The 26,631-nt window shown below is 69.9% G+C and carries 25 protein-coding genes; 10 read left to right on the forward strand and 15 right to left on the reverse strand.

What is annotated here, in order from left to right; translation table 11 throughout:
* Positions 1-359 precede the first annotated feature (359 nt).
* From NM961_RS10925 to xrtH, 13 genes are all read right to left on the reverse strand, one after another.
* The gene (locus tag NM961_RS10925) at positions 360-1,349 is read right to left on the reverse strand and encodes a lipase secretion chaperone (RefSeq protein WP_255914329.1); all 990 of its coding nucleotides are present in this window, start codon (positions 1,347-1,349) and stop codon (positions 360-362) included.
* Between the two features lie 31 nt (positions 1,350-1,380).
* Positions 1,381-2,313, reverse strand: a complete 933-nt coding sequence (locus tag NM961_RS10930; RefSeq protein WP_305119118.1) for a lipase family alpha/beta hydrolase — start codon at positions 2,311-2,313, stop codon at positions 1,381-1,383.
* Between the two features lie 259 nt (positions 2,314-2,572).
* The gene (locus tag NM961_RS10935) at positions 2,573-3,088 is read right to left on the reverse strand and encodes a hypothetical protein (RefSeq protein ID WP_255914330.1); all 516 of its coding nucleotides are present in this window, start codon (positions 3,086-3,088) and stop codon (positions 2,573-2,575) included.
* 55 nt (positions 3,089-3,143) lie between these two features.
* Positions 3,144-3,941: a cobalamin-binding protein gene (locus tag NM961_RS10940; protein WP_255914331.1), complete on the reverse strand. Its 798-nt coding sequence runs from the start codon at positions 3,939-3,941 to the stop codon at positions 3,144-3,146.
* 8 nt (positions 3,942-3,949) lie between these two features.
* Complete coding sequence (pdxH, locus tag NM961_RS10945) at positions 3,950-4,540, reverse strand: pyridoxamine 5'-phosphate oxidase (protein ID WP_255914332.1); 591 nt, start codon at positions 4,538-4,540, stop codon at positions 3,950-3,952.
* 250 nt (positions 4,541-4,790) lie between these two features.
* The gene (locus NM961_RS10950) at positions 4,791-6,314 is read right to left on the reverse strand and encodes an ATP-binding response regulator (protein WP_255914334.1); all 1,524 of its coding nucleotides are present in this window, start codon (positions 6,312-6,314) and stop codon (positions 4,791-4,793) included.
* Entirely contained in the window at positions 6,311-6,811 is a 501-nt protein-coding gene (locus tag NM961_RS10955; RefSeq protein ID WP_255914336.1) for a Rab family GTPase, read from the reverse strand. Before NM961_RS10955 ends, NM961_RS10950 begins: the two co-directional genes overlap by 4 nt.
* Complete coding sequence (locus tag NM961_RS10960; RefSeq protein ID WP_255914337.1) at positions 6,808-8,532, reverse strand: hypothetical protein; 1,725 nt, start codon at positions 8,530-8,532, stop codon at positions 6,808-6,810. The genes NM961_RS10955 and NM961_RS10960 overlap by 4 nt, the downstream gene beginning before the upstream one ends.
* Before the next feature lie 18 nt (positions 8,533-8,550).
* A complete protein-coding gene (locus tag NM961_RS10965) occupies positions 8,551-9,099 on the reverse strand; it encodes a hypothetical protein (protein ID WP_255914338.1) in 549 nt (182 codons plus the stop codon).
* A gap of 151 nt (positions 9,100-9,250) precedes the next feature.
* Positions 9,251-9,949, reverse strand: a complete 699-nt coding sequence (locus NM961_RS10970) for a response regulator transcription factor (RefSeq protein ID WP_255914339.1) — start codon at positions 9,947-9,949, stop codon at positions 9,251-9,253.
* Positions 9,950-9,991: 42 nt separating this feature from the next.
* Positions 9,992-10,195 (reverse strand): dodecin family protein, encoded by a 204-nt coding sequence (locus NM961_RS10975; protein ID WP_255914340.1) that lies wholly within the window; start codon positions 10,193-10,195, stop codon positions 9,992-9,994.
* Positions 10,196-10,460: 265 nt separating this feature from the next.
* Complete coding sequence (locus tag NM961_RS10980) at positions 10,461-11,312, reverse strand: NAD-dependent epimerase/dehydratase family protein (RefSeq protein ID WP_255914347.1); 852 nt, start codon at positions 11,310-11,312, stop codon at positions 10,461-10,463.
* The gene (gene xrtH / locus NM961_RS10985) at positions 11,309-11,851 is read right to left on the reverse strand and encodes an exosortase H (RefSeq protein WP_255914352.1); all 543 of its coding nucleotides are present in this window, start codon (positions 11,849-11,851) and stop codon (positions 11,309-11,311) included. The genes NM961_RS10980 and xrtH overlap by 4 nt, the downstream gene beginning before the upstream one ends.
* Before the next feature lie 183 nt (positions 11,852-12,034).
* On the opposite strand from xrtH, the gene aroK reads away from it, so the two are divergent.
* The 5 genes from aroK to hemE all read left to right on the forward strand — a co-directional run bounded on the left by aroK (position 12,035) and on the right by hemE (position 16,797).
* Complete coding sequence (gene aroK / locus NM961_RS10990; protein ID WP_255914353.1) at positions 12,035-12,583, forward strand: shikimate kinase AroK; 549 nt, start codon at positions 12,035-12,037, stop codon at positions 12,581-12,583.
* Positions 12,550-13,662 (forward strand): 3-dehydroquinate synthase, encoded by a 1,113-nt coding sequence (gene aroB, locus NM961_RS10995; RefSeq protein WP_255914354.1) that lies wholly within the window; start codon positions 12,550-12,552, stop codon positions 13,660-13,662. Before aroK ends, aroB begins: the two co-directional genes overlap by 34 nt.
* Before the next feature lie 245 nt (positions 13,663-13,907).
* Positions 13,908-14,168 carry a WGR domain-containing protein gene (locus tag NM961_RS11000; protein ID WP_255914355.1) on the forward strand — a complete coding sequence of 87 codons (261 nt, stop codon included), beginning with the start codon at positions 13,908-13,910 and terminating at the stop codon, positions 14,166-14,168.
* Positions 14,158-15,606 (forward strand): hypothetical protein, encoded by a 1,449-nt coding sequence (locus NM961_RS11005; RefSeq protein ID WP_255914356.1) that lies wholly within the window; start codon positions 14,158-14,160, stop codon positions 15,604-15,606. Before NM961_RS11000 ends, NM961_RS11005 begins: the two co-directional genes overlap by 11 nt.
* Positions 15,607-15,750: 144 nt before the next feature.
* Positions 15,751-16,797 (forward strand): uroporphyrinogen decarboxylase, encoded by a 1,047-nt coding sequence (gene hemE / locus NM961_RS11010; RefSeq protein ID WP_255914358.1) that lies wholly within the window; start codon positions 15,751-15,753, stop codon positions 16,795-16,797.
* Between the two features lie 82 nt (positions 16,798-16,879).
* Here hemE and NM961_RS11015 read toward each other — a convergent pair whose 3' ends face one another.
* Positions 16,880-17,329: a nuclear transport factor 2 family protein gene (locus NM961_RS11015; protein WP_255914359.1), complete on the reverse strand. Its 450-nt coding sequence runs from the start codon at positions 17,327-17,329 to the stop codon at positions 16,880-16,882.
* A 432-nt stretch (positions 17,330-17,761) separates the two neighbouring features.
* A complete protein-coding gene (locus tag NM961_RS11020) occupies positions 17,762-21,283 on the reverse strand; it encodes a hybrid sensor histidine kinase/response regulator (RefSeq protein ID WP_255914361.1) in 3,522 nt (1,173 codons plus the stop codon).
* Between the two features lie 177 nt (positions 21,284-21,460).
* Between NM961_RS11020 and NM961_RS11025 the strand changes: the two genes are divergently transcribed.
* The 5 genes from NM961_RS11025 (at position 21,461) to NM961_RS11045 (ending at position 26,553) form a co-directional block, all read left to right on the forward strand.
* Complete coding sequence (locus NM961_RS11025; protein WP_255914362.1) at positions 21,461-22,966, forward strand: GTPase; 1,506 nt, start codon at positions 21,461-21,463, stop codon at positions 22,964-22,966.
* Between the two features lie 391 nt (positions 22,967-23,357).
* Entirely contained in the window at positions 23,358-24,017 is a 660-nt protein-coding gene (locus NM961_RS11030; RefSeq protein ID WP_255914363.1) for a YceI family protein, read from the forward strand.
* Positions 23,998-24,645, forward strand: coding sequence for a cytochrome b (locus tag NM961_RS11035; RefSeq protein WP_255914365.1), 648 nt, complete (start codon positions 23,998-24,000; stop codon positions 24,643-24,645). The genes NM961_RS11030 and NM961_RS11035 overlap by 20 nt, the downstream gene beginning before the upstream one ends.
* Positions 24,645-25,178, forward strand: a complete 534-nt coding sequence (locus NM961_RS11040) for a YceI family protein (protein WP_343231913.1) — start codon at positions 24,645-24,647, stop codon at positions 25,176-25,178. The genes NM961_RS11035 and NM961_RS11040 overlap by 1 nt, the downstream gene beginning before the upstream one ends.
* A gap of 28 nt (positions 25,179-25,206) precedes the next feature.
* On the forward strand, positions 25,207-26,553 hold the full coding sequence (locus NM961_RS11045; RefSeq protein ID WP_255914367.1) for a GTP-binding protein: 1,347 nt from the start codon (positions 25,207-25,209) through the stop codon (positions 26,551-26,553).
* Positions 26,554-26,631: the final 78 nt, after the last annotated feature.

Here is a 26,631-nt window from a genome sequence, read left to right on the forward strand (position 1 = left end):
TTCACGTGCTTGGCGGAGAGGGTTGGGTGAGGGGCGGCGCTTCAGTCCGCAATGGAGCCCGGTTTCCGCATCATTCTTCGCGAATTGAAGATTGCGGCGAAAATCCAACGGCGAGGCGCATTGGTCGTCGCCCCGCACCCGGCCCTCTCCCCAAGCAAGCTCGGGGGAGAGGGATCGATCCGGGTTTTGTGTGAGCGCATCGGGAGACTGTTGCATTGCCCAGGTCGACCGAGGCTTTGGTCTCGGCCAGGCGGAAGCGATGATCGAGAGGGACGAGCACGGGGCGCCAGGCCGGAAGCGATGATCGAGGCAGTGCTGTGCGCGCGCATTCATTGGCGCGTGCATTCGCCTGTGCCGACTTAGCGCGGCAACAAGCCTTCGTCCACCAGTGCCAGCACTCGCCGGCGCTCTGTCTCGCTGAAGCTTTGCAGCAGTTTCTGCAATTTCACCTCGCGCACCGAAGGCGCCAGTGCGCTGTCGGCGAGCAGCCGTTCGCGGGCCTGGGCATAGGCGCGCAGGCGCAGATTCCAGTCCAGTTCCTGCTGATCGAGTTCGCCCAGGCGTTGGGCGGCGGCCTCGCCCCAGAGTTCGCTGCGCTGCTGTGCGCGCTGGGCCGGGGACAGCTGCTGCGCGTCCAACTGCGCGGTCTGGGCCAGGGCGAGCTGGAAGTCGGTGCTTTGCGCGCGGACTTCGCGCTGCTGCGGATCGAGCTGGGCGTCGAGTTCGGCCAGACGCGCGCTGCGCGTGGCGGCGTCCAGTCCCGTGTCGCGCGCCAGGGCCAGGCGCTGTGCGGTCAGCGCGGCATAGTCTTCTTCCTCGCCGAACCAGGCACGGGCGAGTTCCTCGCCGAGTTCGCGCCGGCGCAGTTCGCGCAGGCGTTCCAGATCGGCCGCCAGATCGCCGCTGCGGCCCAGCGCGGCACTGGCGCGCTGCAATTCCACATAGCGGTCGAACAGGTGCAGCACCGCGGCACGCACGCTCGCGCTCAGCGCCGTCTGCTGCTGCAGCCAGGCCAGCAGGTCGGCGCGGATCTGTTCGGGGTTGCGCTCGCCCAGGCGGGCCAGAAAGTAGTCGAACAGGCGGCGCAGTTCGCGGTCGGCGGCGAGGTTGCCGGCAGCGTCCACCCGTATCCGGCCGTCGACTTCGGTGCCGCGCAGCGAATCCTCGCGCACCGCGGGCGCGGCCTGCGGCAGGCGCGCGGCCGCATTCGACGCCGCGGCCTTCGGCGCAGACGCCGCGCTTTCGCTGCGCTGGGCAACGCCGGCCGCAGCCGTCGCGGGCGCCGAGGCCGGCGGCCGGCGCCAGAAAAAGACGAGCAGCAGCAGTCCGAGCAGGACTGCCGCTGCCATCGCCGCACGCTTCGTCACGAACGCGGCCTGATCACAGGCCGGCGGACTTCAGCCGGTTGGCCTGCGCGCGCAGCACGCTGACCGGGTCGGAAGCGAACAGGCCGCGCAGGGCCAGTACCTGGTTCACTTCGTCCAGATGGTTCCAGGCGTAATCATCGCGCAGCACCACGCCGAGATGGCTGGAGCAGCGGCCGACCAGGCCGTCGTTTTCCTCGAAGCCGAAGAACAGGCCGCCGGCGCCGAGCAGCGCGTCGGAGGCGTCGAACACATTGGTCAGCACCGAAGTGCCGCCGATGGAGTAGTAGCGCACGCCGTTGACCACGGCCGCGCCCTGGCCGCAGCTGGTCGCGGGAATACCCTGCGGGTGGCGCGCATTGAAGGTGTTGGAGCCGGCCGTGTTGAGCGACGCCAGCGCGCCCAGGGCGTACTGCGGATCGCTGTTGCCGGAAAGGAAACCGAGGAAGCCGCCCAGCGCATCGACGAAACCGGCCACCAGCGGGCGCAGCGGCGAACCCGGCGGCAGCGTCGCATCCAGCGCATCGGCCACCTTGCTGCCCTTGTGCGGCGAACCGACCGAGGTTATCGAAGCGACCAGGTCCGGCCGCACCGAGGCGACGTAGCGTATGGTCGGGCCGCCGTGGCTGTGGCCGATCAGGTTGAACTTCGTGTGTCCGTACAGCGCGCGCAGGTGATCCAGGTCGCGCACCAGCTGCTCGCCGCGGACGGTGCTGGAGTTGGCCGCCGAGACGCTGGCCACATAGACCTTGGCGCCGCCGGCGCGCAATTGTGCAGGAATGCCGTACCAGTAGTCGTATACGCCGAGCAGGCTGTCGAAGCCGAGCAGGCCGTGCACCAGCACGATGGGGTGGCGGGTCTGGGTATAGCCGGACTGGGCCCAGACCGGTGCCGCGACAAAAAGACAGAGCAGGACGCCGAGCAGGCGTCCGAAGACAGTGCGCATCATACTTCCCTCTCCCAAGGGAAGCCTGGCTTGCGGCGATCGCGCCGGCCCCGTCCTGTGTTCCTGCTCCTGCCGCGCGGATTCCCGTCTTCGGCGAGCCTTGCGGCTACTTCGTACTACCGGCGACGACCTCGCAGCGAGGTTCCCAGCATGACGAACGTTGATTGGATGGTATGCCGGGCGGCGAGACGCGCCGGCGCGCCGACTCTAGCGCGCTCAAACGCAGATTTCAAACACTTGTTTTAGTGCGTCCGGGGCCGCTTCAGAGCTGGCGGTCCTCGGCCTGGAAGCTGCCGCTGACGTCGTGCGCCTGGCCGGCCGCGTCGAGCAGGCGGAAACTGAAGCGGCCGGCGTAGCGCTTGCCTTCGGCGCGTTCGATCTCGAACTGATTGCCGGCGTGCTGCTTGTCCAGCTTGTACTCGGCGTCGGGATCGCCGCCCATGGTTTTTACACCTTTGGAAAAGCGCACATCGCACTCGGCGCGGCTGAAGTTCCCGCTGTCGAGCTTCAGCCGCTGCCCGGCAGCGAGGCCGCCGCAGATGATGCTGAGCCGGTCGACCGGTGTCTTCGGCGGCGGCCAGGCACTGGCGCCTTTGCTGCTCGCACTGAGGCTGAAACTGCCGCTGGCATTGCCCGCCGGCACCAGGCTGATGCTGTCGTCGTCGCTGACGAATTCGGCACCGCCGATCTGCGCGCTGAAGGTCTGGGTTTCGGCCTGCGCAGCCAGCGGCAGCAGTACGGCGGAAAATACAAGGCAGCGCAGGACAGGAATACGCATGGCGGGCTCCGTAATCACTGTGCAGGATTACGCAGGCCGGCGCGCAAGCCTGACATCAGCCGGCATGGCGCTGCGCCCATTGCCGCACCAGTGCATGGATGGCGTCCAGGCCGTCGAACAGCGCCGCCGGGCCGGGCTGCAGAATCAGGGGCGACTTGATCTCGTGCAGTTCGCCGTCACGCACGGCGGGAATCGCGTCCCAGCCCGGCCGCGCGGCGACGTGCTGGGGACGGAAGCGCTTGCCGCACCAGGATCCCAGGATCAGATCCGGCGCGCGCCGCACCACTTCGGCCGGATCGGCCAGGATGCGGTTGCGCGCCAGCGATTCCCGGGTGAGTTCGGGAAACACGTCGTCGCCGCCGGCGATGCGCACCAGTTCGCCGACCCAGCGTATGCCGGTGATCAGCGGCTCGTCCCATTCCTCGAAATACACCCGGGGCCGGCGCGGCAGCTGTGCGGCGGCCTCGCGCACCGCGGCGATATGCGCCTCGGCGCGCCGGGCCAGTTCGTCGCCGGCCTCGGCGCGGCCCACCATGCCGGCAAGGCGGCGGATATAGCCCAGGATGCCCTCGACCGAGCGGTGATTGCTGATCCACACCTCGACGCCGGCCTTGATCAGGTCGCGCGCAATATCCGCCTGGATGTCGGAGAAGCCGATGACCAGATCCGGCTCCAGCTTGAGGATCTCGCCGATCTTGGCGCTGGTGAAGGCCGATACCTTGGGCTTTTCCTTGCGCGCGCGCGCCGGCCGCACGGTGAAGCCGGAGATGCCGACGATGCGCTGCTCTTCGCCGATGGCATAGAGCACTTCGGTCGGTTCCTCGGTCAGGCAGACGATGCGGCTGGGAAACATGGCCGCGCTCAGGGATACAGCATGCGCTGGCGCCACTGGCCGTCGACCAGTTCGTAGCGCTGGCGTTCGTGCAGACGGTACTGCGCGCCGTACCAGAATTCGATCAGGTCCGGTTCGACGCGGTAGCCGCCCCAGTGCGGCGGTCGCGGTACGTCGCGGCCGGCGAACTCGGCTTCGTAGTGGGCGATGCGCGCGTCGAAGTCGGCGCTCTGCGGCAAGGTCTGCGATTGCAGCGAAGCCCAGGCGCCGATCTGGCTGCCGCGCGGACGGCTGGCAAAGTAGGCGTCGGAAGCCGCCGCGTCGAGCTGCTGCACGCGGCCCTCCACGCGCACCTGCACGCCTTCGCGCAGCAGCTTCCAGTGCAGGCACAGCGCAACCTGGGCGTTGGCCGCGAGTTCCTGGCCCTTGGCGCTGGTGTAATTGGTGAAGAAGCGCAGGCCGTCGGCGTCCACGCCCTTGAGCAGCACGATGCGCGAATGCGGCCGGCCATCGGCGCCGACCGTGCTGAGGTTCATGGCCGTGGGCTCGCGGTCGCCGCTGGCTTCGGCCTCCTTCAGCAGGCGCTGCAATTCATCCAGGGCGGCGGCACAGATAGGCATGACAGGCTCCGGCGGAAAGATCCGGAATGCTAGTGCCCTGCCCTGCAAATAGCCATCGCAGGAGACCGCGCATTGCGCCGCGTCACGCCCTTGCCGCAGCACTGCGACAATGCGCCGCGCCGCCTTTCCGTACGGCGGAAACGCCTGCGGCGCGCATTGGCCCCGCTGCGGGACGGCACAGTGGCTCCGGCGCCGCAGCGCGGGCTCCCATGCCTGCATCGCCCGCATGACGGCGCGGCGCAGACCGCACTCAGTCGCGCCGCCCGGCCTGCTGGATCACGCGGGCGAACTGGGCGAAATCCAGCGGCTTGGTCAGGTAGTAGTCCGCACCGGCGGCGAGCGCGGCGCGGCGCGCCTCTTCGGTGGCATTTGCAGACAAAGTCACAATGCCCCCTTTGAAGCCTTGTGAACGCAACTGGTAGACGGCGGCGTTGCCGGAAAGGCCGGGCAGCTCCACGTCGACCAGGACCAGGTCGGGCTCGGCCTCGGCCACCGCGGCCAGCGCCGCCGCGGCGGTGCCGGCCTGGCGCGTGGATACGCCCAGGTCGTCCAGCAGCACTTCCAGCAGGCCGGCCACGTCCGGATCGTCGTCGACGATCAGCGCGCTGAGGCCGCGCCGCTTCGCCTCTTCCGGCAGCGCCGGCAGGCCGCCGGCGCGCAGCGGCGGCAGGCTGACGCGGAAGGTGCTGCCCTGGCCTGGCGTGGAATCGAGTTCCAGCCGGCCATCCATGCGCTCGACCAGGCGCTTGACGATGGAAAGCCCCAGGCCGGCGCCGCGGCCGCCGTGCTGGGCGCCGCGGTTGAACGGGCGGAAGATGCGTGCGCGCGAAGCCTGGTCTATGCCCAGGCCGCTGTCGGCGACATCCAGCCGCAGCGCCTGGTCGCGCCATTCCAGCCGCGCCTTCACATAGCCGCGCGGGGTGTAGCGCAGCGCATTGGACAGCAGGTTGATCGCCACCTGGCGCAGCTTGACCGGATCGAACCAGGCCTGCTCCGGCGGCGCCGCGCCGGCTTCGATCAGCAGGGCCAGCCCCTTTTCCGCCGCCAGCGGCTGGAACATGGCGTCCAGGTCGGCCACCAGCTGCGCCAGGTCCAGCTGGGCCGGATCGAGCAGGGATTCGCCGGACTCGCTGCGGCCGTATTCGAGCAGGTTCTCCGCCAGCGCGAACAGATGACTGGCATTGCGCCGCAGCGCGCGCAGGGCCTGCGCCTGGCCGGCGTTGGGCTCCAGGCCGCGTTCGAGCAGGTGCAGGTAGCCGAAGATCGAGGTCAGCGGCGTGCGGAATTCATGGCTCAGCGTGGCGAACAGCGCGTTCTTCAGCGCATTGGCTTCTTCCAGCCGCGCACGCTGCTGTTCCAGCTCGCTCTTGATCTGGCGCAGCCGCGCCAGGGTGCGGGATTTCTCGATGCCGGCCAGCACCGCCTCGTTGCCCATCTGCTGCTGCACCTGGGTCTGGCGGTGCTCGTCGCGCGCGTCCAGCAGCAAAAGATGGAAATTTTCACCATCCGGAATCAGGTGCACATGGGCGTGGCGGCCGTCGGACAGCTCGACGAAGGGCAGGTCCTGGCTCTGATCCAGCGGCAGGCCCAGGAACAGATCCTGCAGCTGCTGCACCAGGCCGCGCGCGTCTTCGCCGGCCAGGCCGTTGGCGGCAGTGTCGCCGCGCACCTCGACCAGGTTCCAGTCCGCGTCGAAGCTCAGCAGCAGCGGCCGCGCGCGGGCGCGCAGGGTCTGGTCGAGATAGCTGTCCACCGCCGCGGGGAAACGGTTCATGGGCGCAGCGCCTCCCCCAGTGCGGCGAACGCGGCTTCCACGCCGTCGCCGCTCAACGCGCTGGTCTCGAACACCGGCAGGCTGCGGCGGATCTCCGCCAGCGTGGCCGGCGCGACTTCCCAGCGCTCGATCAGGTCCAGCTTGTTGACCAGCAGCACGCAGGCGGGATCCGGCAGCAGTTCGCGCGCCTGCATCAGCAGGCCCAGTGCGGCGCGCAGGCTGGCTTCGCGCGTGCCGTCGGCGACCAGGATCAGCCCGCTGGCGCCGCGCAGGTAGCTCTGGTTGGCGCCGTCGATCACCGACTTGCCGGCGATATCCCAGATCACCAGCTTCAGGCCGGCGCCGTCGGCCAGCTGCAGCTGGCGGCTGTCCACCTTGACCCCGACCGTGGTCAGGTATTTGTCGGAAAAGGTGTTGCGCACATAGCGCGCGACCAGGCTGGTCTTGCCGACGCCGAAGTCGCCCAGCATGCAGACCTTGCGTGCGATCTCGGTCATTCTTCCTCCGCCGCGGCGGTATCCGGCCGCAGGGTGGCGGCGCGTGCGTCGATTGTAGGCAGGTTGGGGTCGGGCGCGCCGGGGGCGGCGCGCAGCGTATCGGCAGCGAAGCCGGCCCTGGCCAGTTCCTCGCACAGCCAGCGCGCGCGGCGGGCGCGCAGATCCAGGTTGGTGGCGTTGCTGCCGGGTTCGTCGTTGTGACCGCGGCACAGCAGATGCAGCGGCCGGTGCAGCGCGGTGCCGAGTTCGCGCAGGCGCGCCGCGGTCGCAAGCAGGGCGCGCAGTTCCTCCGCATCGCGCAGTTCCAGGTCGCGCACGAAATGCACGCGCTGCTGCGGCAGCGCGGCCAGCAGCTGATCCCATTCGGCGCGCAGCGGCGCCTGGGCGTCGTCCTGCGCGCGCAGGCCGGCAGCATCCACGCGCTGCACGCCGGCGATCCAGCCGGCCTGGCGCACGGCCTGTCCGACCCAGTCCGCCGGCGCATCGCCATGCAACTGCAACTGCCCGGACTGGACCTTGAGCCGCACCGTCGGCGGCGGCTGCAGCTGGCGCCGGGCGCGCTGCAGCACCACAGCATCGTCGCCGGAGACATAGCCGCGCAGATCCAGCTCCAGCGCAACGCCGTCCGGCAGCAGCGCTTCCAGCGCCGCCCGCGGCGGCTGGGCATCGGCGTCGATCAGGCCGCGTACGCGCAGGCGCTTGCCGCGCTCATGCGCGATACCGTCCACATGCAGCCCGGGCCAGGCCTGCAGCAGCCGTTCCGCCTCGCCCATGCGCGCGCGCCACTGCCATTCGCCCCAGCCCCACCAGGCCAGCGCCGCCCACGCGGCGAGCAGCACCAGCAGCAGCGGCCAGCGCCGCGGACTGGCGCGCTGCTGCACGGCTTCGGCGCGCAGGCTGGCCTCGATATGGTCCAGGCGCAGATTGCGCTGCACCGCGGCGGCGACTTGCGGCGCATCGGCCTGCAAGGCCAGCTGCGGGTCTTCCAGTTCGGCGTGGATCAGCTCCAGGCGCCGGCGCAGCTCGTTGCGCAGCACCGGCGGCGGCACGCCGCGCAGGAAGGCAGCCAGGTTGGCGCGCGGCCCCTGCAGCACCCAGACCAGGTGTTCGCCGACGCTGGCCGAATCCAGCGTGCTGTCGCCGTCGGCGGAAACCGAATCGCGCACGAAATCGCCGATGGCGGTAAGCATGCCGGCGATGGCGTCGGCATCCAGCTCGGCCAGGTCGGCGGCGGATTCGCGCATCAGCACCAGGCCGCTGTCGCGCTCGATCAGGAACAGATGATCCAGGCGGAAGCGCAGCGTATGCCGCAGCACCACTTCGGCATACGGCAGGCCGGTACGCCAGGATTCCAGGCGCCAGCGCAGGCCGTGCAGGGTGAAACTGGACTCCAGCGCGCGGTTGAAGGTATCGGTGAAATCGCGCAGGGATTCGGCGATGGCCTTGCGTATGGCCGGGCCTATGACCGGAAACAGCGCATCGACGATGCTCTGGCGCTGCTGCTGCACCGCGGTGCCCAGGGCGTCGGCCACCGGCACGGCCAGCGCCTGCGCCAGCCGCGCGCGGCCCTCGCCGCGCTGGCCCTGCTGCAGCAGTTCGGGCAGTTGCGCCGGCAGCGCGGCGGCACCGGTTTCCAGCGCGGCGACGCGGCGCTGCTGCGCCTGCAGCTCGGCGAGTTCCTCGCCGAGCAGCAGCTGCTTCAGCCGTTCATGCTCGTCCACGGCGCCGCGGCCGCCGCTTCAGCGGGCGCCCGGCAAATCGAAATCGCCCTTGAGGCGCAGGGCCAGCTCGGTCATCAGCGCGGCCAGGTCTTCGCGGCCGACCTTGTCGGCGCGCAGCTCGTCGCGGGAACGGCTCAGCGACTGGTTCAGGCGGCCGGCCTGGTCTTTCAGCGCGGCATCCAGATCGGCCAGCGCGGCGCGCAGGCGTTCCTCGGCCGAGGCCTGCGACTGTTCCAGCGCCTCGATCGCGCCGGTCAGCTCGCCGCGCTGGGTGCGCGCGCCCTGGACCAGGCGGGTTTCCAGATCGTCCACCGCCGCGGTGCGGTCGTTGACTTCCTGGCGCAGCGCTTTTGAAAGTTTTTCAAATTGCTCGTCCAGGCGTTTTTCCAGCTGGGCGAAGCGGCGTTCCTGATCCTGGCGCAGGGCGTCGAAATCCGCCTCCAGGCGTTCATTGAGTTCGACGAAGCGGCGCTCGTAGTCGCGCATCTGGCCGCCGAACAGGATGTCGCGGATCTGGTCGACATTGCGGTCCGCCGCATTGTCGGCGCCGGTTTTCTTATCGCTCACACTGGACTCCGTGGTACTGGGCTGGGCCGCCGGCCGCGGCGCCGCGGTCACGGCGGGCGCCGCCGCGGCGGCGCTGCGTTTCTTGTTGTCTACGACGGGGTGACGCTTGCTGCCCATGGCCTTGCTCCCTTGCGCGAACAGGCCGGTCGGCTCAGGCCTGTTCCAGGCGATACCCATGCTGGTAGACGGCGGTGAGGCGCCAGCCATGCTCGCCGCCGAGTTCCAGCTTCTTGCGCAGGCGGCTGACATGCGTGTCGACCGTGCGGGTCGACACCTGGGCACTCATGTTCCAGACATTCTCCAACAGTGCGTCGCGGCTGACTATGCGGCCCTGGCGCCGGAACAGGTAGGTCGCCAGATCGAATTCGCGCTGGGTCAGCTCGATGTCGCGGCCGTCGATGGCGACGCGCCGGCGCATCAGGTCGATGTGGTAGGGCGGCACGCTCAGGTCGGTGGAATCCTGCGCGTCCACGCCGCGCCGGCGCAGCACCGCGGCGACGCGGGCGAGCAGCTCGGCCTGTTTGGGCGGCTTCACCACGTAATCGTCGCCGCCGCTCTCCAGGCCCTTGACGATGTCCTCGTCCATGGAGCGGGCGGTAAGGAAGATCACCGGCAGCTCGGCATTGGTGGAACCGCGGATCCAGGCCAGCACGTCCAGCCCGGTGGCGTCGGGCAGCATCCAGTCCAGCAGCAGCAAATCCACCGCCTCTATGCCCAGCCGGCGGCGGAATTCATTGGCGCTGCGGAAAACGCGGGGCGTGTAACCGGCCCGTTCCAGCCACAGGGAGATCAGTTCGGCTTGATCGGCGTCATCTTCGAGAAAGCCGATGACCACTTCATGCTTGCTCATGCGACTCCTTCCAGCACAAGCGACCGGCCCATTCGCGATTCCTCATTCGACGACAAAGTTCACCCGCATGTTCACACGCCATTCGCGCACGCGACCGTCGTCCTCGGTCACGACCTTGATGTCGTTGACCCAGGCACCCTTCACATTCTTGACGGTGGTGGCCACCTTCAACAGTCCGGACTGCACGGCGTCATCGATACCTTTGGTGGACGATGAACTTACTTCAATCACCTTGGCTATGGACATGGCGAACTCCCTGTTTTGGGGCGGCTCGGGGCAAAGCATGAAATTTTTTCTGCCCGCACAGGCCGCAGTGTAGCAGCATGCCGTAGCACTGCCACCGCGCTCCGGACTGTGGCGGATGGCGCAATGCAACATGTCGTTTCATAAAACCGCCATGGCGTCAATCGTAGGGGTTTTCCCCCGCACTTTCCTGAGTACAGTTACCGCCTCCTGCATCAAGCGGGCATTTTTCCCGCCGCGGCGCCTGCGGCGATCTGCAGAAATGCGCTCAACGTCCGGCCAGCAGCGGCGCATAGCCGCTGCGGAAGTCCGCATGGCGCAATTCGTAGCCGCTGGCGCGCAGGCGCCGGTTGCACAAGCGCTTGCTGCCGACGGCGCGCTCGCCGGAGGCCGCGCCCGGCGGCAGCGGCGGCAGGCGCAGCTGCCGCGCCAGCCAGGACTGCACCTGATCCAGCGGCACCGGCTCGTCGTCGCTGAGCACATAGCAGGACTGGACCTCCGCCAGCCCGACCAGGTGCGCCAGCGCGCCGGCCACATCATCCACATGAATACGATTGGAAAACTCCGGCGCGCCGGCCGGACGCCGCGCCTGCCCGTTGACCACCTGGTCGATCAGGCGGGTGCGGCCCGGCCCGTAGATGCCGGAACAGCGCGCGACCACCGCGGACACGCCGGCGCCGGCCAGGCGGCGTTCGGCTTCGAGCAGCAGCCGGCCGTTGAAGGCCAGCGGACGGCATTCGCTGTCCTCGTCCACCCAGGCGCCGCCATGCTCGCCGTAGACCGCGCTGGAGGATACGAACAGCAGCCGGCGCAGGCCCGCGCCGCGCCGCTGCAGCGCATCCAGCAGATTGGCCAGGCCATCCAGGAACAGGCCGCGATAGGCCGCCTCGTCGCGCCGGCCGGGCGCGGGCAGGAAGATCACGTCGCGGATATCGTCGGGCAGATTGCGCAGGCTGGCCGCGTCGGTGAGATCCGCGCGCAGCGGCAGCAGCGGCGCCGGCAGCGCGGCCTCGCTGCGGCGCAGGCCGTAGACGCGCCGCCCGGCCGCCGCCAGCAGCAGCCCGGCGCGGCAGCCCGCATCGCCGCAGCCGGCCAGCAGCACGGCGCCGGCGTCGCTCACGCCGCCGCCTCCAGCGGCGCATCGTCGTCCGACGGCGGCGGCGGTGCGGATTCCTGCGCCGGCGGCCGCGGCAGATAGCGCAGCCACAGCAGGAACATGACCAGCGCGTCGAGCACGATCAGCGCCTGCCAGATGTAACTGTGGAACCACTCGAACCAGACCGAATTCCACTGGTGCAGGTAGTACAGGCTGATGATGCGCACCAGGTTCAGCGCCTGGATCGCCAGCGTGCCCAGCACCACGCCGATCAGCTTGTGCGACCAGCGCGCCGGAAACGCGAGCATGGCCGAGACCAGGATGATTACCGCCTCTATGCCGTTGCAGACGCGCTCGATGGAAACGGCCAGGCCGGTAGCGACGCTGTAGATCACCTTGCCGTGGGCTACCGCATCGCCGCCGAACAGGTCGATGATGCTGGCCGAGATCGTCGCCAGCAGCGCGTTGAACGGGTTGATGACGTGCACTTCGACCACGGTCAGCACGTCGAGCGTGAACAGCACCAGCAGGGAAGCCAGGAAAATGACGATGAATCGGAGCATGACGGACGCACGAGGGCTGGAATCGCACTAGCTTACGCCCGCGCACCCGCCGCGGGCCAACCCGCGAACGCGGGGCCGCGCCTTGACGCGGTCTTTACACCGGCCGCCCCCCGGCGCCGCGACGCCGCGCTCATAACCAATCCGACGCAAAAGCCGCGCCGGGGCGCGTGCTAGGATCCGGGCATGAATCCCGCTCCAAACCTGTTCCTGATCGGTCCCATGGGTGCCGGCAAGACCACGATAGGCCGGCGCCTGGCCGAGCAACTGCAGCTGCCGTTCCATGACCTGGATCATGTGATCGAAGAACAGACCGGCGCCGCCATTCCGCTGATCTTCGAACTCGAAGGCGAAGCCGGCTTCCGCCGCCGCGAATGTGCTGCGCTGGCCGACTGTACCGCGCTGGACGGCATCGTCCTGGCCACCGGCGGCGGTGCGGTGCTGGATCCGCACAATCGCGAGCTGCTGGCTGCGCGCGGCTTCATCGTCTATCTGGAAACCGCCGTCGACATCCAGCTCAGCCGCCTCGCCCGCGACCGCAAGCGGCCGCTGCTGGCCGCGCCGGACCGGCGCGAGCGGCTGGAGCAGATGGCCGCCCTGCGCAACCCCCTCTACCGCAGCATTGCCGATCTCACCGTGATCTCCGACAACGAACATGCGGCCCACGTGGCCAGTGAACTGATCCAGCGCCTGCAGCAGCAATGGCGGCGCGAACCGGCGCCGGCCGCCGCATGAGCCTGGCCCGGCAGCTCGACGTAGTCCTGGGTCCGCGCAGTTATCCGATCTGGATAGGCCAGGGGCTGCTCGCCGACAGCGGGCGCTGGCGCAGCGTGATCCGCGGCCGCCACGTGCTGGTGGTCAGCAACGAGACCGTGGCGCCGCTGTATCTCGACGCGGTACTGCGCGGCCTGGACGGCCTGCACTCGGCCAGCCTGGTGCTGCCCGACGGCGAACAGCACAAGTCGCTGGCGCGCTGTGCGGAGGTGCTGGATGCGCTGGCCGCGCTCAAGGCCAACCGCGACGCCTGCGTGATCGCACTGGGCGGCGGCGTCATCGGCGACCTCGCCGGCTTCGCCGCGGCCTGCTGGATGCGCGGTGTGGATTTCCTGCAGATCCCCACCACCCTGCTCGCCCAGGTCGATTCCTCCGTCGGCGGCAAGACCGGCGTGAACCTGCCGGCCGGCAAGAACCTGGTCGGCGCCTTCCACCAGCCGCGCGGCGTGGTCATAGACACCGACACCCTGGCCACGCTGCCGCCGCGCGAGTACCGCTCCGGCCTGGCCGAAGTGGTCAAGTACGGCGCTATCGGCGATGCGGAATTCTTCGCCTGGCTGCAGCGCAACGCCGCCGCGCTGGCCGCGCGCGAACCCGCCGCGCTGGGCGAGGCCATCGCGCGCAGCTGCCTGCACAAGGCCGGCGTGGTCGCCCGCGACGAGCGCGAGGAAGGCGAGCGCGCCCTGCTCAACTTCGGCCATACCTTCGGCCACGCGCTGGAAACCTTCTCCGGCTACGGCCAGCTGCTGCACGGCGAGGCCGTGGCCATAGGCATGGTACTGGCCGCGCAGCTGTCGCAGCAGTTGGGCCGCGCGCCCTCACGGGATACCCAGGCACTGATCGCGCTGCTGCAGGCGCTGGACCTGCCCACCGCCCTGCCCGCCGGCAGCGACGCCGAGGAACTGCTGCGCCTGATGTACCTGGACAAGAAGAACCTCAGCGGCCATCTGCGCCTGATCCTCTGGCGCGGCATAGGCGCGGCGGAAATCGTGCCGGGCGTGGCCGACGCGGCGATACGGCCGGTGCTGCGGGCCGCCTGAAACCGCCGTGCGAACGCTTGAAACCGCACAGGCGCGCCGCAGCCTTGCCCGGCACGGCCGGCACTGGAGTACATCCGCTGCCGCAGGCGCGCCCTGAACGGCGCCGCGTGACGCCGCCGGAGCCGGGCAGACGCCGCGGAATCCTGCCCTGCCTGGCCGAGACGGCGATCCGCCGGTGTTGCAGGCCGTCCCAAGCCGCGCCGCGTGCGACACCGGCGCGGCCAGGGCCGCTACAATCGGCGTCCATGCGCATCTACATGCAAACCCAACCGGTCGCCGCGGAGCCTCCGCGCTACTACGAAGTCATCCTGCAACAGGACCTGCTCGGCGGCTGGACCCTGTACCGTGAATGGGGCCAGCAGGGCGGCCGCAGCAGCAGCAAGCGCGAGGTCTATCTGGAGCGCGACGACGCGCTCAACGCCTTCGCCCAGGCCCGCGACGCCCAGGTCAAGCGCGGCTTCCGCGTGGTCTTCAGTCAGGGCCTGGAGGCGCCGCATGTACGCTGAGCGCCGCGCGCCGCTGCTGCTCTGGGCCCTGGGACTGGCCTGGACCGCTCCGCTGGCGGCGCAGGACGAACACATCTTTGAACCCGGGACCCGGCATGTCTGCGTGCCGGCCGCCAGCGGCCAGGGCTGGGACTGCAGCTCCGCCGAGGCTCCGCCGGCCGCGGCCGCCGAACGCCCGCGCGAACCGCGCCTGCGCAGCAGCAGCGAAATCCCCGACGATCCCGCGCCGCCGGCAGCCATCGCAGCACCTGCGGAAGCCGAACCGGCCACGCGCGTGGAAAGCCTGCCGGCCCAGCCCGCGGCCGCGGCACCAGCCCGGGCCGGTGCGCCGGCGCGGAGCGCGGACTCCGCCGCCGGCAACAGCACCGGTTCCAGTGTGCGCGCCGGCACCACAGCCGGCTCCGGCGCAAGCGCCAGTTCCGGCGCCGCAGCCACCGGCCACACTGCTCCGGCAAAGACAGCCAGCCAGGCAAGTGCAAACGACGCCCGCTCGCGCCGCGTACCCAGCTATCTGCTCGCCCCTGAATCGCGCGAGGCGCACAGCGACAGCAGTCCGCCGCGCAGCGAACCGGCAGCGGCAGGGACGGCGCCTGCGGCGTCGACAGCCGCGGCAACGCCGGCGCGCGGCGAATCCGCACCGGCAGCGCAAGCCACCGCAGCAGCGCCGGCCGCCGCACCCGCGCGCGCAGCAACGCCTGGCGCAGCGACCGCGCCGCCAGCAGCAAGCCGGCACGCACCGGAGGCCGCGGCAACAGCCGGCGCGACCGAAGCGGCGACAGCCTCCGCCCAGCCTGCCGCGAACGCGCAGGCCAGCACGGACACACGAGCGGCCGCGACCAGGCCGGAAACCGCTTCTCAGGACTCCGCAGCAACGACGACGACTTCCACGCGGACCAGCCCGGCAACGGCAGCGGCTTCGCCAGATTCCACGTCCGGCCAGTCCACGGCCGCGCCCTCGGCACCGGCGACACAGCCAGGATCGACCCGACCCGCGTCTGCGGCCACGGCATCGCAGCCCACCACCGCACCGCCGGCCGCCTCACCGACTTCACCCACCGCCGCATCGGCCACCAACACGGCTGCAAGCGCCGGCCCCACGTCCAGCAGCAGCGCCGCTGCACCGGCCGGCAACACCGTACTGCGCGGCAGCGCCGAATTCCGCCGCCTGGGCGACGGCCGCTTCGTGCTGGAGCTGGCCAGCGGCAGCGACCGCAGCGCCGTGGAATACGAGGCCGGCCGCATCGCACCCACGCGCGGCGAGATCTATCTGCTGCCGCTGAGCCGCGACGGTGCGCCCTGGTATCTGGCCGTCTGGGGCGACTTCGACACCGTCGATGCCGCGCGCGCCGCCCGCGGCGAAGCCATCGCCGTCGGCGCCATGCGCGCCGGCTGGCCACGCCGCGCCGGGCCGCTGAAGCAGGAGCTGCGCGGACAATGATCCCGCCCGGCCGCCGCCGCGCGACGGCGCAGCGGCGCTGCCCGCGCCAGGCGGCCCGGCCGGCCACGGCGGGTCCGTTGCGGCATCTGCGACCGCGCAGCCGGCCGTCCACATCAAGACAATTCCCCAATCCAGGTTGCCCGAATGAAAAACGATCGTTTCCTGCGCGCCCTGCGCTGCGAGCCGGTGGACTGCACGCCGGTATGGCTGATGCGCCAGGCCGGCCGCTATCTGCCGGAATACCGCGCCACGCGCGCGCAGGCCGGCAGCTTCATGGCCCTGTGCACCAATCCGGAACTGGCCTGCGAAGTCACCCTGCAGCCGCTGCGGCGCTTCGCGCTGGATGCGGCCATCCTGTTCTCCGACATCCTCACCGTGCCCGACGCCATGGGCCTGGGCCTGCATTTCGCCGAAGGCGAAGGCCCCAAGTTCCGCAACCCCGTGCGCAGCGCGGCCGACATAGACCGCCTCGGCCAGCCCGATCCGGAAGGCGAACTGCGTTACGTCATGGATGCCGTGCGCACGATCCGGCGCGAGCTGGACGGCCGCGTGCCGCTGATCGGCTTCGCCGGCAGTCCCTGGACCCTGGCCTGCTACATGGTGCAGGGCGAAGGCTCGGCGAATTTCCCGCTGCCCAAGGCCATGCTGTGGAACGAGCCGCAGCAGATGCACCGGCTGCTGGATATCGTCGCGCGCTCGGTCGCCAGCTATCTCGCCGCCCAGGCCGCCGCCGGCGCCCAGGCGCTGATGGTGTTCGATACCTGGGGCGGCCTGCTCGCACCGGCCCAGTTCCAGGAATTCTCGCTGCGCTACCTGGGCCAGATCGTGGCCGAACTCAAGGCGGATCCGCGCGCCCGCGAGGTGCCCGTGATCCTGTTTTCCAAGGGCGCCAACGGCCACCTGCCTGGCCTGGCCGCGACAGGCTGCAACGGCCTGGGCGTAGACTGGACCATGGACCTGTCCAGCGCGCGCGCGCTGGTCGGCCCGCATATCGCCCTGCAAGGCAACCTCGACCCGGCCGCGCTGCAGGCCTCACCCGAGGCGATCCGCCGCGAAGTCGCCCGCGTGCTGGCCAGCCACGGCAAGAACCCCGGCCATATCTTCAACCTGGGCCACGGCATCACGCCGGATGTGAAGCCCGAGCATGTGGCAGCGCTGGTCGAGGCCGTGCACGAGCTGAGCCAGGCTTGAGAAGCCGGGATCCGGAATCGGAGATTCGGGATTTGTAAAGAAATCCCGGATCTCGAACCAAATACGAATATCGGATCCCGACTCAGGGCTCTCCCAGCTCCCACAGTACGTTGATGATGCGCCACTCGCCGTCCTCGGCGCGCACCAGGTGCATGTAGTCCACCCATTCGTCCATCTGCAGGCGCACCGAGGCGACATTGCCGAAGCCATCGAGGATCTCGACCTCGGCGCGCCGCGGCGCCTTGGCATAGCGCTGCGCATTTTCCGGCCTGGTGCCGGCAACAAGGCCGGCCTTGTCCAGCTCCGACAGTTCGCGCCTGCGCTCCTTGTTCTTCAGATAGGCGCGCTTGGCCAGCTTGTCGTGCAGCACGCCGGCCATCTGCGCGCCGTCGCCGGCGTACCAGCCGCGGGCATAGGCCAGCGCCGCGGCGCGAACGGCGGCCTGGTCGGATTCGCCCAGATGCACTTCGGCCGCCAGGGCAGGGGCAGCGGCGCAGAACGCGATCAGCACGGCGGCGAACAAGGACTTCATGCAGCAACTCCGCAAAGTAGAGGGACAGGATGAGAGGCGGGACGAACGGCCGATCCTGCCCGAACACGCCGCACACGGAAACAGCCGGCGCCGGGAATGACCGCCGCCGCAAAGCCGGGTTCGCGCCGGTCGCCCGGCGGTGCGGAATTTGCGCCGGACTGCTGGAAGCCGGTGGCGGCGTGGCCGGAGCCGCCGCCGTTGGCTTGGTGATCCGACGAGGAAGATCTTCGCGGTGTTTTTATGGCAACAACCTGGATCCTGCGCCGGGATTTGGCGCCGCCCCCTCACCCCAGTCCTCTCCCCCAAGCGAGCTTGGAGGAGAGGGAGCTTTCCGCTTTTCCTGAATAAAATCGGCAAATTTCACTTGCCAAAAAAAACGGATTCCGCCGCACACTCCCTGCGAACCCCGAACCCCGAACCCCGAACCCCGAATCACAAATCACAACCTGAAGCATCCCCAAACTCCGCCGCCAGCAAAGCCCGCGTAACCGGTTTGCGCAGAAAGCCGTCCATGCCGGCGGCCCTGGCCTGAACCTCGACATCCGCGTCGCTGCGTGCGGTCAGTGCAACGATGCGCAGTCGCTGCACGGATTCCTGTTCCTGCGCGCGCAGCAGGCGGGCGAGCTGGAAGCCGTCCACGTCGGGCAGGTCCAGGTCCAGCAGCACCCGCTGCGGCCGGCGCGTCGCGACTTCAGCCAGGGCGGCCAGGGCCTGCGGTGCGTGGCGTACGGTATGGCCCAGGCTCTGCAGCAGTTCGGTCAGCACCTGGGCGACGGTGGGATCGTCGTCGACCAGCAGCACGTCCAGCGCGGGGGCGGGCGCGGCAGGTGCCGGAGCCGGCGGCGTCTCGGCGGGAGCGGCCGGCAGGCGCAGCGACACGGTGAAGGTGCTGCCGCGGCCGGGCGCGGTTTCCACGCTGATATGGCCGCCCATGAGCCGGACCAGTTCGCCGGAAATGGCCAGGCCCAGGCCACTGCCTCCCTTGCTGCGGCCGTTCGCATCCTGGCTGTACTGCTGGAACAGGCGTGCCTGCATGGCCGTGTCCATGCCGGGGCCGGTGTCGCTGATGCGGAAACGCTGCTCGCCCGGCTCGGCCGCGGCCAGTTCCAGCGTCACGCCGCCGACCTCGGTGAACTTCACCGCATTGTTCACGATGTTCAGCAATATCTGGCGCAGACGCTGGGCATCGCCGATCACCGCGACCGGCGGCCGCACCGGCAGGCGCACCAGGAAGCCTATGCCCTTGCGCGCGGCCAGGGCGTGGCCTACGTCGGCCACGTCGTGCAGTACGCGCTGGGGATCGAAGGCGGCCTGCTCCAGGCGCAGTTGGCCGGCTTCGACGCGGGCCAGGTCCAGCGCGTCGTTGACCAGGCGCAGCATGTGTTCGCCGGACGTGCGTATGCCGCCGACATAGCTGAGCTGGCGCGGTTCCAGCGGCGTGCGCTGCAGCAGCTCGGCCATGCCCAGCAGGCCGGTCATGGGCGTGCGTATCTCGTGGCCGAGGTGGGCGAGGAAATGCGACTTGGCCGCGCTGGCCTGCTCGGCCAGCTCGCGCCGCTGCGAGGCCAGCGCCAGCGCATGCGCGCGCGCAACGCGGCGGCGCCAGACCAGCCCGCCGAGCAGCGCGAACGCCGCCAGCAGCACCGCGTACAGCACATAGGCCAAGGGCCGCGCCCACGGCGGCGCGGCGACGACGACGTGCAGCGGCGCGGCCAGCTCGACGCGGTCGTCGAAGCCGGTATGCGCACGCACATGCAGGCGGTAGTCGCCGGTGCGCAGCTGGGCCAGTTCGCGCTGGCCGCTGTCGCTGCCGGCGATCCAGCTGCTGTCGAAGCCCTGCAGCAGGAATTCGTAGCGGTTGGCCGCGACGTAGGACAACGCGCGCGCTTCCACGCGCAGGTCGCGGTCGTTCCAGGCCAGCAGCACGGGCTGGGCCGGATCGAAGGCGTATTCGCCGCTGCCGCGGCGCACGCGCACGCCGGTCAGGCGCAGCGGCGGCGGCGGCAGCTGCGGATCGGCGGCGCTGGTGTCGAACGCGACCACGCCGACCGTGGTCGCCGCCACCGCAACGCCATCGGCACGCAGGGAAAGACTGCGGTCGACGAATTCCGAACCCTGCAGGCCGGCCTCGGCGGCGTAGTGGCGCACTTCGCTGCGGCGCGGATCGACCCGGTACAGGCCGCGCGGCGTGCTCACCCACAGGCGCTCGCGCGTATCCAGCACCAGCGCGCCGGCGTCCAGCGCCGGCCAGCCCTGCGCAGCGTCGATCAGCTGCGTGCGCACATAGCCGGCGGCGCCGCGCGGCGCGTAGCGCTCCAGCGCGCCGAAGCGGTGCAGCCAGACGCTGCCGTCGGCGGCAAAGGCAAAAGCATGGATGCGCGTCTCCGGCAGGCCGGTCACCGCGGCGAAGCGGCCCGCGGCGCTGTCGTAGCGATCCATGCCGCGCACATGGGAGACCCACAGCGAACCGTCCGGCGCGCCGCGCATGGATTCGACATCGGCATCGCGCAGGCCGCTGGCGCCGGGCAGGAAACGCTGCGGCGCCAGCGTGGCCGGGTCGATGCGCGCCAGTCCCGCACCACGCGCACTGGCCCAGACCGCGCCGCCGTGTTCCAGCATCTGGTCGATGGGACCGGCCGGCAAGGCATCCGCCGCCGTCGCGTCGGCGCGGATATCCTGGGCCGAACCCGCATTCAGATCGACTACGCGAATGCCGCGGTGCTGGCCCAGCCAGAGCCGCGCGCGCTGGTCCTGCAGCACCGAGCGGCGGCGTTTTTCCTCGCCGCCGATGCGTTCGCCCCAGCGGTCGGTGCGGCCGCTGTGCAGATCGACCCGGTCCACCCGGCCGGCCAGACCGACTACCCAGACGCCATCCTCGGCGCCGGCGGTCAGGCCCTGGATGCGCCCCGGCGAAAGGCTGTCGCTGCGGCCGGGTTCCTCGCGCCATTGCGAGAAGCGGCGCCAGGTCGGCGCGAGATAGGCCACGCCGCCGTCCAGGGTTGCCAGCCACAGGCCGCCTTCGCGGTCGGCGAGCAGGTCGAACACGTCCTCGCCGGGCAGGCCGCCGGGCATCAGCGGCTGGGCGCGGTAGACGATCTCGCCGCCCTGGGCATTGCGCCGCACCGCGCCCTGGCGCGTGCCCAGCCAGTAATCGCCGCTGCTGTCGCGCAGGGCGGCGTAGAGCATGCGCGGCGCCACGCCGGGATCGACCCGCTGCACCGCACCCTGCAGGGTAATGCGGTAGACGCCGGCCGAGGTCGTCGCCAGCACCTGGCCGTCCTCGGAGGCCAGCGCCATCACCTGCGGCGCGCCGGGCTGGCCGTGCAAAAGCACTTTCTCTATTTTTCCATCCTTGCGCCGCCGCGCCAGGCCCGCGTCGCTGCCTATCCACAGGCTGCCGTCGTCGGTACCGAGCAGGCTGAGGACATTGTCCGAAGCCAGGCCCGCGCCGTCGGCGGTGCGGAAATGATCGAAGCCCGCGCCGTCGGCGCGCAGCCGGTCCAGGCCGCCGGCGTACATGCCCACCCAGATCGCGCCGCTCGTGTCCTGGCTGATCGCCCAGACATCGTCGGCGGAAAGGCTGGCCGGATCCTTGTCGTCGTGGCGGTAGCGGCGGAAACGCTGGCGTGCCGCGTCGAGCACGTTCAGGCCGCTGCCCTCGCCGCCGGCCCAGACGCGGTTGGCCTGATCCACGAACAGAGCCGAGACTTCGTTGCGTGCGATGGAGTTATCGTCGCCGGGAATATTGCGCCAGACGCGGAAGGCGACGCCGTCGTAGCGCGCCAGGCCGTCGTGGGTGCCGGCCCAGATGAAGCCGTCGCGGTCCTCCGCCAGCTTGTAGACGGTGGATGACGGCAGGCCGTCGTCCACGCCGTGGCGGCGGAACATCGGCGTCTCGGCCAGCGGCACCGCCGCGGCAGGCGCGCCAGTCAGCAGCAACAGCAAGACCAACACGCGGCACAGCCGCATAGCGTCTCCCCGATGGGCGGTCCGGAACCCCGCCGGACCGGCGGCCGCGCCAGCGCGCAGGCGGCCGATGATGCCAGAAGCCCGCGCCGCGTATAAAAGGTGGACTTGTCATGGATGCCGGCGGCCCGCGCCGGCCGCGGCCGGCCTTGCTAGCATGGCGGCATGAACGCACCCGATCCCCGCCAGCTGCGCCGCCTGCTCGCCTTGGGCGTGGTACTGGCCAGCCTGGCCCTGCTCTGGCTTTTGTTCGGCGCCACGCGCAGTGCGCTGAGCCTGTGGCACGAACTCGACGGCCTGCCGGATTTCCTGCGCTACGCCCTGCTCGCCCTGGTGACCGTCTTCGCCGGCGCCAGCGCCTGGCTGGCCTGGCGCCTGCTCAATCCGCGGCCGCGCAAGCCGCGGCCTTCGCCGCCGGTAGACCGCGCCAGCGTGGAGCAGCGCCTGGAACGGCTGCAGTCGCGCCAGGCCGAGACAGCGCAGTTCGAGGCCGAACTGCAGGAGCTGGACCGCCGCGCGCGCAGCGAAACCGCGTATGTCGCCGTGTTCGGCGAAATCAGCGCGGGCAAGTCCAGCCTGGTGCGCGCGCTGGCGCCGCAGGCGCGCGACGCGATCGACGTCGATGTGATCGGCGGCACCACGCGCCTGGTCAGTCATCACGAAGGCCGTCTCGGCGAGCGCGCGCTGATCCTGGCCGATGTGCCGGGCACGCGGGAAGTCGGCGCGCGCGAACGCGAACAACTGGCCCGCGACGAAGCCCTGCGCGCCCATGCCGTGATCTACGTCGCCGGCGGCGACCTGACCCGCGCCCAGGACGCCGAACTGCGCTGGCTGCGCGGCTATGGCAAGCCGCTGCTGCTGGTGTTGAACAAGACCGACCAGTTCGACACGGCCCAGCGCGAGGAACTGCTGGCGGCGCTGCGGCGGCGCTATGCCGACTGCGCCGACCGCGTCGTCGCCGTGCGCGCCGGCGGCAGCGAACAGTTCCTGCGCATACTGCCCGACGGCCGCCAGGAACAGGTGACGCGCCAGGCCCAGCCCGAGATCGCGCCGCTGCAGCAGGCCCTGGCCGGCTGCCTCGCCGCCGACCCGGCCGAGCTGGAACAGGCCCGCGCCGCCGCCGTGCTCGGCCGGCTGGACGAACGGCTGGGCCAGGCCGAACGCAACCTGCGCGAACGCGAGTCCCAGGCCATCGTCGATCGCCACACCCGCCGCGCCATCGTCGGCGCCCTGGCCGCCGTCGCGCCAGGCACGGATCTGCTGATCCAGGGCGCCCTGGCCACCAGCCTGATCCGCGAACTGGCCGCGCTGCACGATATCCCGCTGCGCCAGATCGACCTCGACGCCTTCCTGCGTCAGGCCGCACTGACGCTGCGCACCACCAGCTCGGTGATACTGGCCATCGCCGGCAACGCGCTCAAGGCTTTTCCCGGCCTGGGTACGCTCGGCGGCGGCGTGCTGCATGCCGTCGCCTACGGCCTGATCTTCGACAGCCTGGGCCGGGCGGTCAGCCAGACCTTGCTGGAGCAGCACCGTTTCGATCAGGAGCAGGCCCAGGCCGGCCTGCAGCGATTGTTGTCGGAACAGGCGCGCTCGCGGATCGGGTATGTGGCGAAGCTGGCCCTGCAGGGATTGCGGGAGGAGGAGACGGGCGCCGAGCGGCCGCGGTGAAGCGGCGGCGCGGGAACTTCATGGCGGAGAGGCCAGTCCGCAGGGTTGCTCGTACCGTCGACAAAGGAGTGGATTCGTGTAGGCGGGCGCCGGATAGCGGGCGTTCGGGGACATGGGGTACAGGTGTCCGGAGTCATGGGTTACAGGTGAATTGCCTTGCCCTCTCCCCCAAGCTCGCTTGGGGGAGAGGGCAGATTCGCCTGACTGGCACTTTGTCGCTATCCCGAATCCCGAATCCCGAATCACTAATCCCGAATCACTAATCCTCAATCCCAAACACCCCTTCCCGCCACAAACCCCAAAAGTTCCCCACCATTGTCGCCCCCGAAAACAACAATCCATTCATTCCCGGCCGCTTCTGCCTGTCGCCGCGATCTGCCAAGCTAGCTGCATGCTCCCGCGCCTACCGCCACTGCTGCTGTCGCTGACCAGCCTGACCGCCGCCGCGGACGACACACGCTGGCGTCTGGATACCGTGCATACGCAGATCCAGTTCAGCATCGACCACCAGGGCTTCAACCGTTCCCTGGGCCAGTTCAAGCTGCGCGAAGGCGCGCTGGTGTTCGACGAGAAGGACTGGAGCAGCGCCCGCGTCACGGCCAGCGTCGACACGGCCAGCCTTTACCTCGGCGACGCCAAGTGGGAGGAAACCGTCCGCTCCTGGCGCTATCTCAACGCCGAGCGCTGGCCGCTGGCGCAGTTCCGCAGCCTTTCGGTGCAGCGCGGCGAGGGCAACAGCGGCGTGATCCACGGCGAACTGGAGCTGCACGGACAGCGCCGGCCGCTGGATATCGCCTTCCGCTTCAACAAGCTCGCCAACGATCCCTATACCTTCAAGCGCACGGTCGGCTTCTCTGCCACCGCCACGCTCAGGCGCAGCGACTTCGGCATGGACAAGGTGCTCAGCGCCATCGGCGACGAAGTGCAGCTGCGCCTGGAAGTGACGGCGGTGCGCGACAAGGATGCGGAACCCGGCTCGCCGCCGGCCGGCGATACTTCCCCTACCCCTGCGCAGGACCAGGAAGGCAACGATGGCACTGAAAAGCGATGACACCCGCTGGGGCGCGCTGGCGCGCACCTTCCACTGGCTGATGGCCGTACTGATCATCGTCCTGGGCCTGGTCGGCCTGTGGATGACGGGACTGTCCAATTCACCGCAAAAGATAAAGATATACGCCATCCACAAATCCGTGGGACTGACCGTGCTCGCGCTGGTGCTGCTGCGCCTGTCCTGGCGCCTGTTCGACCGGCGCCCGCGCGACGTGCCCATGCCGCTGTGGCAGACCTGGGCCGCGCACCTCACGCACTGGCTGCTGTATGCGCTGATGCTGGCCCTGCCGCTGTCGGGCTGGCTGTACAACTCGGCCTCGGGCTATCCGCTGCAGTGGTTCTGGGCCTTCAACCTGCCCAGCCTGAGCGGCGGCGCCGACCCGGCACTGAAAAGCTTCGCCCATTTCGTGCACGAATGGGGTTTCTGGCTGCTGGTCGCGCTGCTGGCCGCGCATGTGGGCGGAGCGCTCAAGCATCACCTGATCGACCGCGATGAAACCCTGGTGCGCATGCTGCCGCTGTTGCGCCGGCGCCAGGCCGCCCCCATCCCGGCGCCGGCCGGAACCGCCGTGGCGGAAGCCGCGCCCGCCGCCGTCACCGCACCGACTTCAGATAAAGGAGAATCCTGATGCGTCTTGCACTCGTCGCCCTGCTTGCCCTCGCGGGCACCGCCCAGGCCAAGGACTGGACGGTAGATCCCTCCAGCACGCTGGGCTTCGCCGGCAATTACCAGGGCGAGAAATTCAGCGGCAAGTTCCAGAAATTCGACGCGAAGATCGCGCTGGATCCGGCCAACCTGGCCGCCGCCAAGCTCGAAGTCGACATCGACGTGACCAGCACCACCACCGGCAATGCCGACTACGACGGCGAACTCAAGGGCGCGGCCTTCTTCGACTACGCCAAATTCCCCAAGGCCCGTTTCGTCAGCAGCGCCGTGCGCCAGGAAGGCGGCAAGCTGGTCGCCGACGGCAACCTGACCATCCGCGACAAGACCAGGCCGGTGCAGCTCAAGCTGGATTTCAAGCCCGCCGGCAGCGGTGCCACGCTGGACGTGCAGACGGCGCTCAAGCGCCTGGACTTCGATGTCGGCACCGGCGAATGGACCGACACCAGCCTGATCAGCGGCGATATCGAGGTCACTTCGCACCTGGTGCTGAAGTAAGCGCTGGCCTGAACCGGTTGAGACCCGCATGAGCCAGGACTGGCTGAATTCCCTCGCCCGCTGGTGGCGCGGCGGCGATGCCGTGCCGGCCGCGGCGGCCGCACCCGAGGTGCAGGCCAGCGACGCGCTGCGCCAGTTGCTGCAGGATCCCACCGTGCCCGATTCGGTGCGGCGCGAACTCAGCGAGGAATTCGCGCGCATCCAGGCCCTGCTGGACAAGCTCGAACGCAGCGAGCTGCATGTGGCCGTGTTCGGGCGCGTGTCGGTGGGCAAATCCGCCCTGGGCAATGCCCTGCTCGGCGAGCCGGCCTTCGTCACCGGCGTGCTGCACGGCACGACCACCGGCGCGGTGCAGCAGCGCTGGACCGAGGCCGGCGGCGCCGGCCTGCATCTGATCGATACACCGGGCATCAACGAACTCGACGGCGAGGCGCGCGAGAAGCTCGCCTTTGAAGTGGCCGAGATCAGCGATCTGGTGCTGTTCGTCGTCGACGGCGACATGACCCAGAGCGAGCGCGACGCACTGGCCACGCTGGCGCGCACCGAGCGCCCGCTGCTGCTGGTGCTGAACAAGGCCGACCGCTACGACAAGGCCGAACGCGAACGCCTGCTCGCGCGCCTGCGCGAACACGCCGCCGGCCTGGTGCCGGCGGACGCGGTGCTGGCCTGCGCGGCCAGTCCGGCGCCGCTGCGCCTGATCGAGGTCGACGCCCTGGGCAACGAACGCGAACGCAGCCAGCCGCGCGAGCCCGACGTGGCCGCGCTGCGCGAACGCCTGCTGGCGATCTGCGCGCGCGAGGGCAAGACCTTGTCCGCGCTGAACGCGGGACTGTTCGCCGGGCGCCTTTCCGACCAGGTCGCCCGGCGCATCGCCGAAGTGCGCCGCGATGTCGCCGACAAGGTGATACGCCAGTACTGCCTGGCCAAGGGCGTCGCGGTTGCGCTCAATCCGGTGCCGGTGGCCGACCTGCTCGCCGCCGCCGCGCTGGATGCGGCGCTGGTGATGCATCTGGGAAAGGTATACGGCCTGCCGCTGACCCGCCGCGAGACCGGCCAGCTGATCGTCACTATCTGCGCCCAGCTGGTGGCGCTGATGGGTGCGATCTGGGGCGTGCATCTGGTCGCCTCGGCGCTGAAGGTGGCCAGCGTGGGCTGGTCCACCGTGCTCACCGCCGGTGCCCAGGGCGCGCTGGCCTGGTATGCGACCCTGGTCGTGGGGCGCGCCGCGGAGCGCTATCTGGTGGCGGGCAAATCCTGGGGCGAATCCGGCCCCAAGCGCGTGGTGCAGGACATCGTTGCTCAGTTGGACCGCGATTCCATCCTGCGCGAGGCACGCGAAGAAATCCTCGCCCGCCTGCGCAGCAGCTCCGCCTGAGGATGCTCCCGTGATGCTGTTGCAGCTCAGCGCCGCCCGGGGCCCGGATGAATGCGCCCTGGCCGCGGCCCGGGCGCT

The sequence above is a fragment of the Tahibacter harae genome, from assembly GCF_024437735.1.
GTDB lineage: Bacteria > Pseudomonadota > Gammaproteobacteria > Xanthomonadales > Rhodanobacteraceae > Tahibacter > Tahibacter harae.

Excerpts from the sequence above, each read along its gene's own strand:
- NM961_RS10935 (WP_255914330.1), bottom strand. The coding sequence starts at position 3,088 with ATGCGTATTCCTGTCCTGCGCTGCCTTGTATTTTCCGCCGTACTGCTG.
- NM961_RS10970 (WP_255914339.1), bottom strand. The coding sequence starts at position 9,949 with ATGAGCAAGCATGAAGTGGTCATCGGCTTTCTCGAAGATGACGCCGAT.
- NM961_RS11040 (WP_343231913.1), top strand. The coding sequence starts at position 24,645 with ATGCGTCTTGCACTCGTCGCCCTGCTTGCCCTCGCGGGCACCGCCCAG.
- NM961_RS11015 (WP_255914359.1), bottom strand. The coding sequence starts at position 17,329 with ATGAAGTCCTTGTTCGCCGCCGTGCTGATCGCGTTCTGCGCCGCTGCC.
- pdxH (WP_255914332.1), bottom strand. The coding sequence starts at position 4,540 with ATGCCTATCTGTGCCGCCGCCCTGGATGAATTGCAGCGCCTGCTGAAG.
- NM961_RS11045 (WP_255914367.1), top strand. The coding sequence starts at position 25,207 with ATGAGCCAGGACTGGCTGAATTCCCTCGCCCGCTGGTGGCGCGGCGGC.
- NM961_RS11005 (WP_255914356.1), top strand. The coding sequence starts at position 14,158 with ATGTACGCTGAGCGCCGCGCGCCGCTGCTGCTCTGGGCCCTGGGACTG.
- NM961_RS11000 (WP_255914355.1), top strand. The coding sequence starts at position 13,908 with ATGCGCATCTACATGCAAACCCAACCGGTCGCCGCGGAGCCTCCGCGC.
- NM961_RS10930 (WP_305119118.1), bottom strand. The coding sequence starts at position 2,313 with ATGATGCGCACTGTCTTCGGACGCCTGCTCGGCGTCCTGCTCTGTCTT.
- xrtH (WP_255914352.1), bottom strand. The coding sequence starts at position 11,851 with ATGCTCCGATTCATCGTCATTTTCCTGGCTTCCCTGCTGGTGCTGTTC.
- aroK (WP_255914353.1), top strand. The coding sequence starts at position 12,035 with ATGAATCCCGCTCCAAACCTGTTCCTGATCGGTCCCATGGGTGCCGGC.
- NM961_RS10940 (WP_255914331.1), bottom strand. The coding sequence starts at position 3,941 with ATGTTTCCCAGCCGCATCGTCTGCCTGACCGAGGAACCGACCGAAGTG.
- NM961_RS10975 (WP_255914340.1), bottom strand. The coding sequence starts at position 10,195 with ATGTCCATAGCCAAGGTGATTGAAGTAAGTTCATCGTCCACCAAAGGT.
- NM961_RS10950 (WP_255914334.1), bottom strand. The coding sequence starts at position 6,314 with ATGAACCGTTTCCCCGCGGCGGTGGACAGCTATCTCGACCAGACCCTG.
- hemE (WP_255914358.1), top strand. The coding sequence starts at position 15,751 with ATGAAAAACGATCGTTTCCTGCGCGCCCTGCGCTGCGAGCCGGTGGAC.
- NM961_RS10925 (WP_255914329.1), bottom strand. The coding sequence starts at position 1,349 with ATGGCAGCGGCAGTCCTGCTCGGACTGCTGCTGCTCGTCTTTTTCTGG.
- NM961_RS10955 (WP_255914336.1), bottom strand. The coding sequence starts at position 6,811 with ATGACCGAGATCGCACGCAAGGTCTGCATGCTGGGCGACTTCGGCGTC.
- NM961_RS11035 (WP_255914365.1), top strand. The coding sequence starts at position 23,998 with ATGGCACTGAAAAGCGATGACACCCGCTGGGGCGCGCTGGCGCGCACC.
- NM961_RS11025 (WP_255914362.1), top strand. The coding sequence starts at position 21,461 with ATGAACGCACCCGATCCCCGCCAGCTGCGCCGCCTGCTCGCCTTGGGC.
- aroB (WP_255914354.1), top strand. The coding sequence starts at position 12,550 with ATGGCGGCGCGAACCGGCGCCGGCCGCCGCATGAGCCTGGCCCGGCAG.
- NM961_RS11030 (WP_255914363.1), top strand. The coding sequence starts at position 23,358 with ATGCTCCCGCGCCTACCGCCACTGCTGCTGTCGCTGACCAGCCTGACC.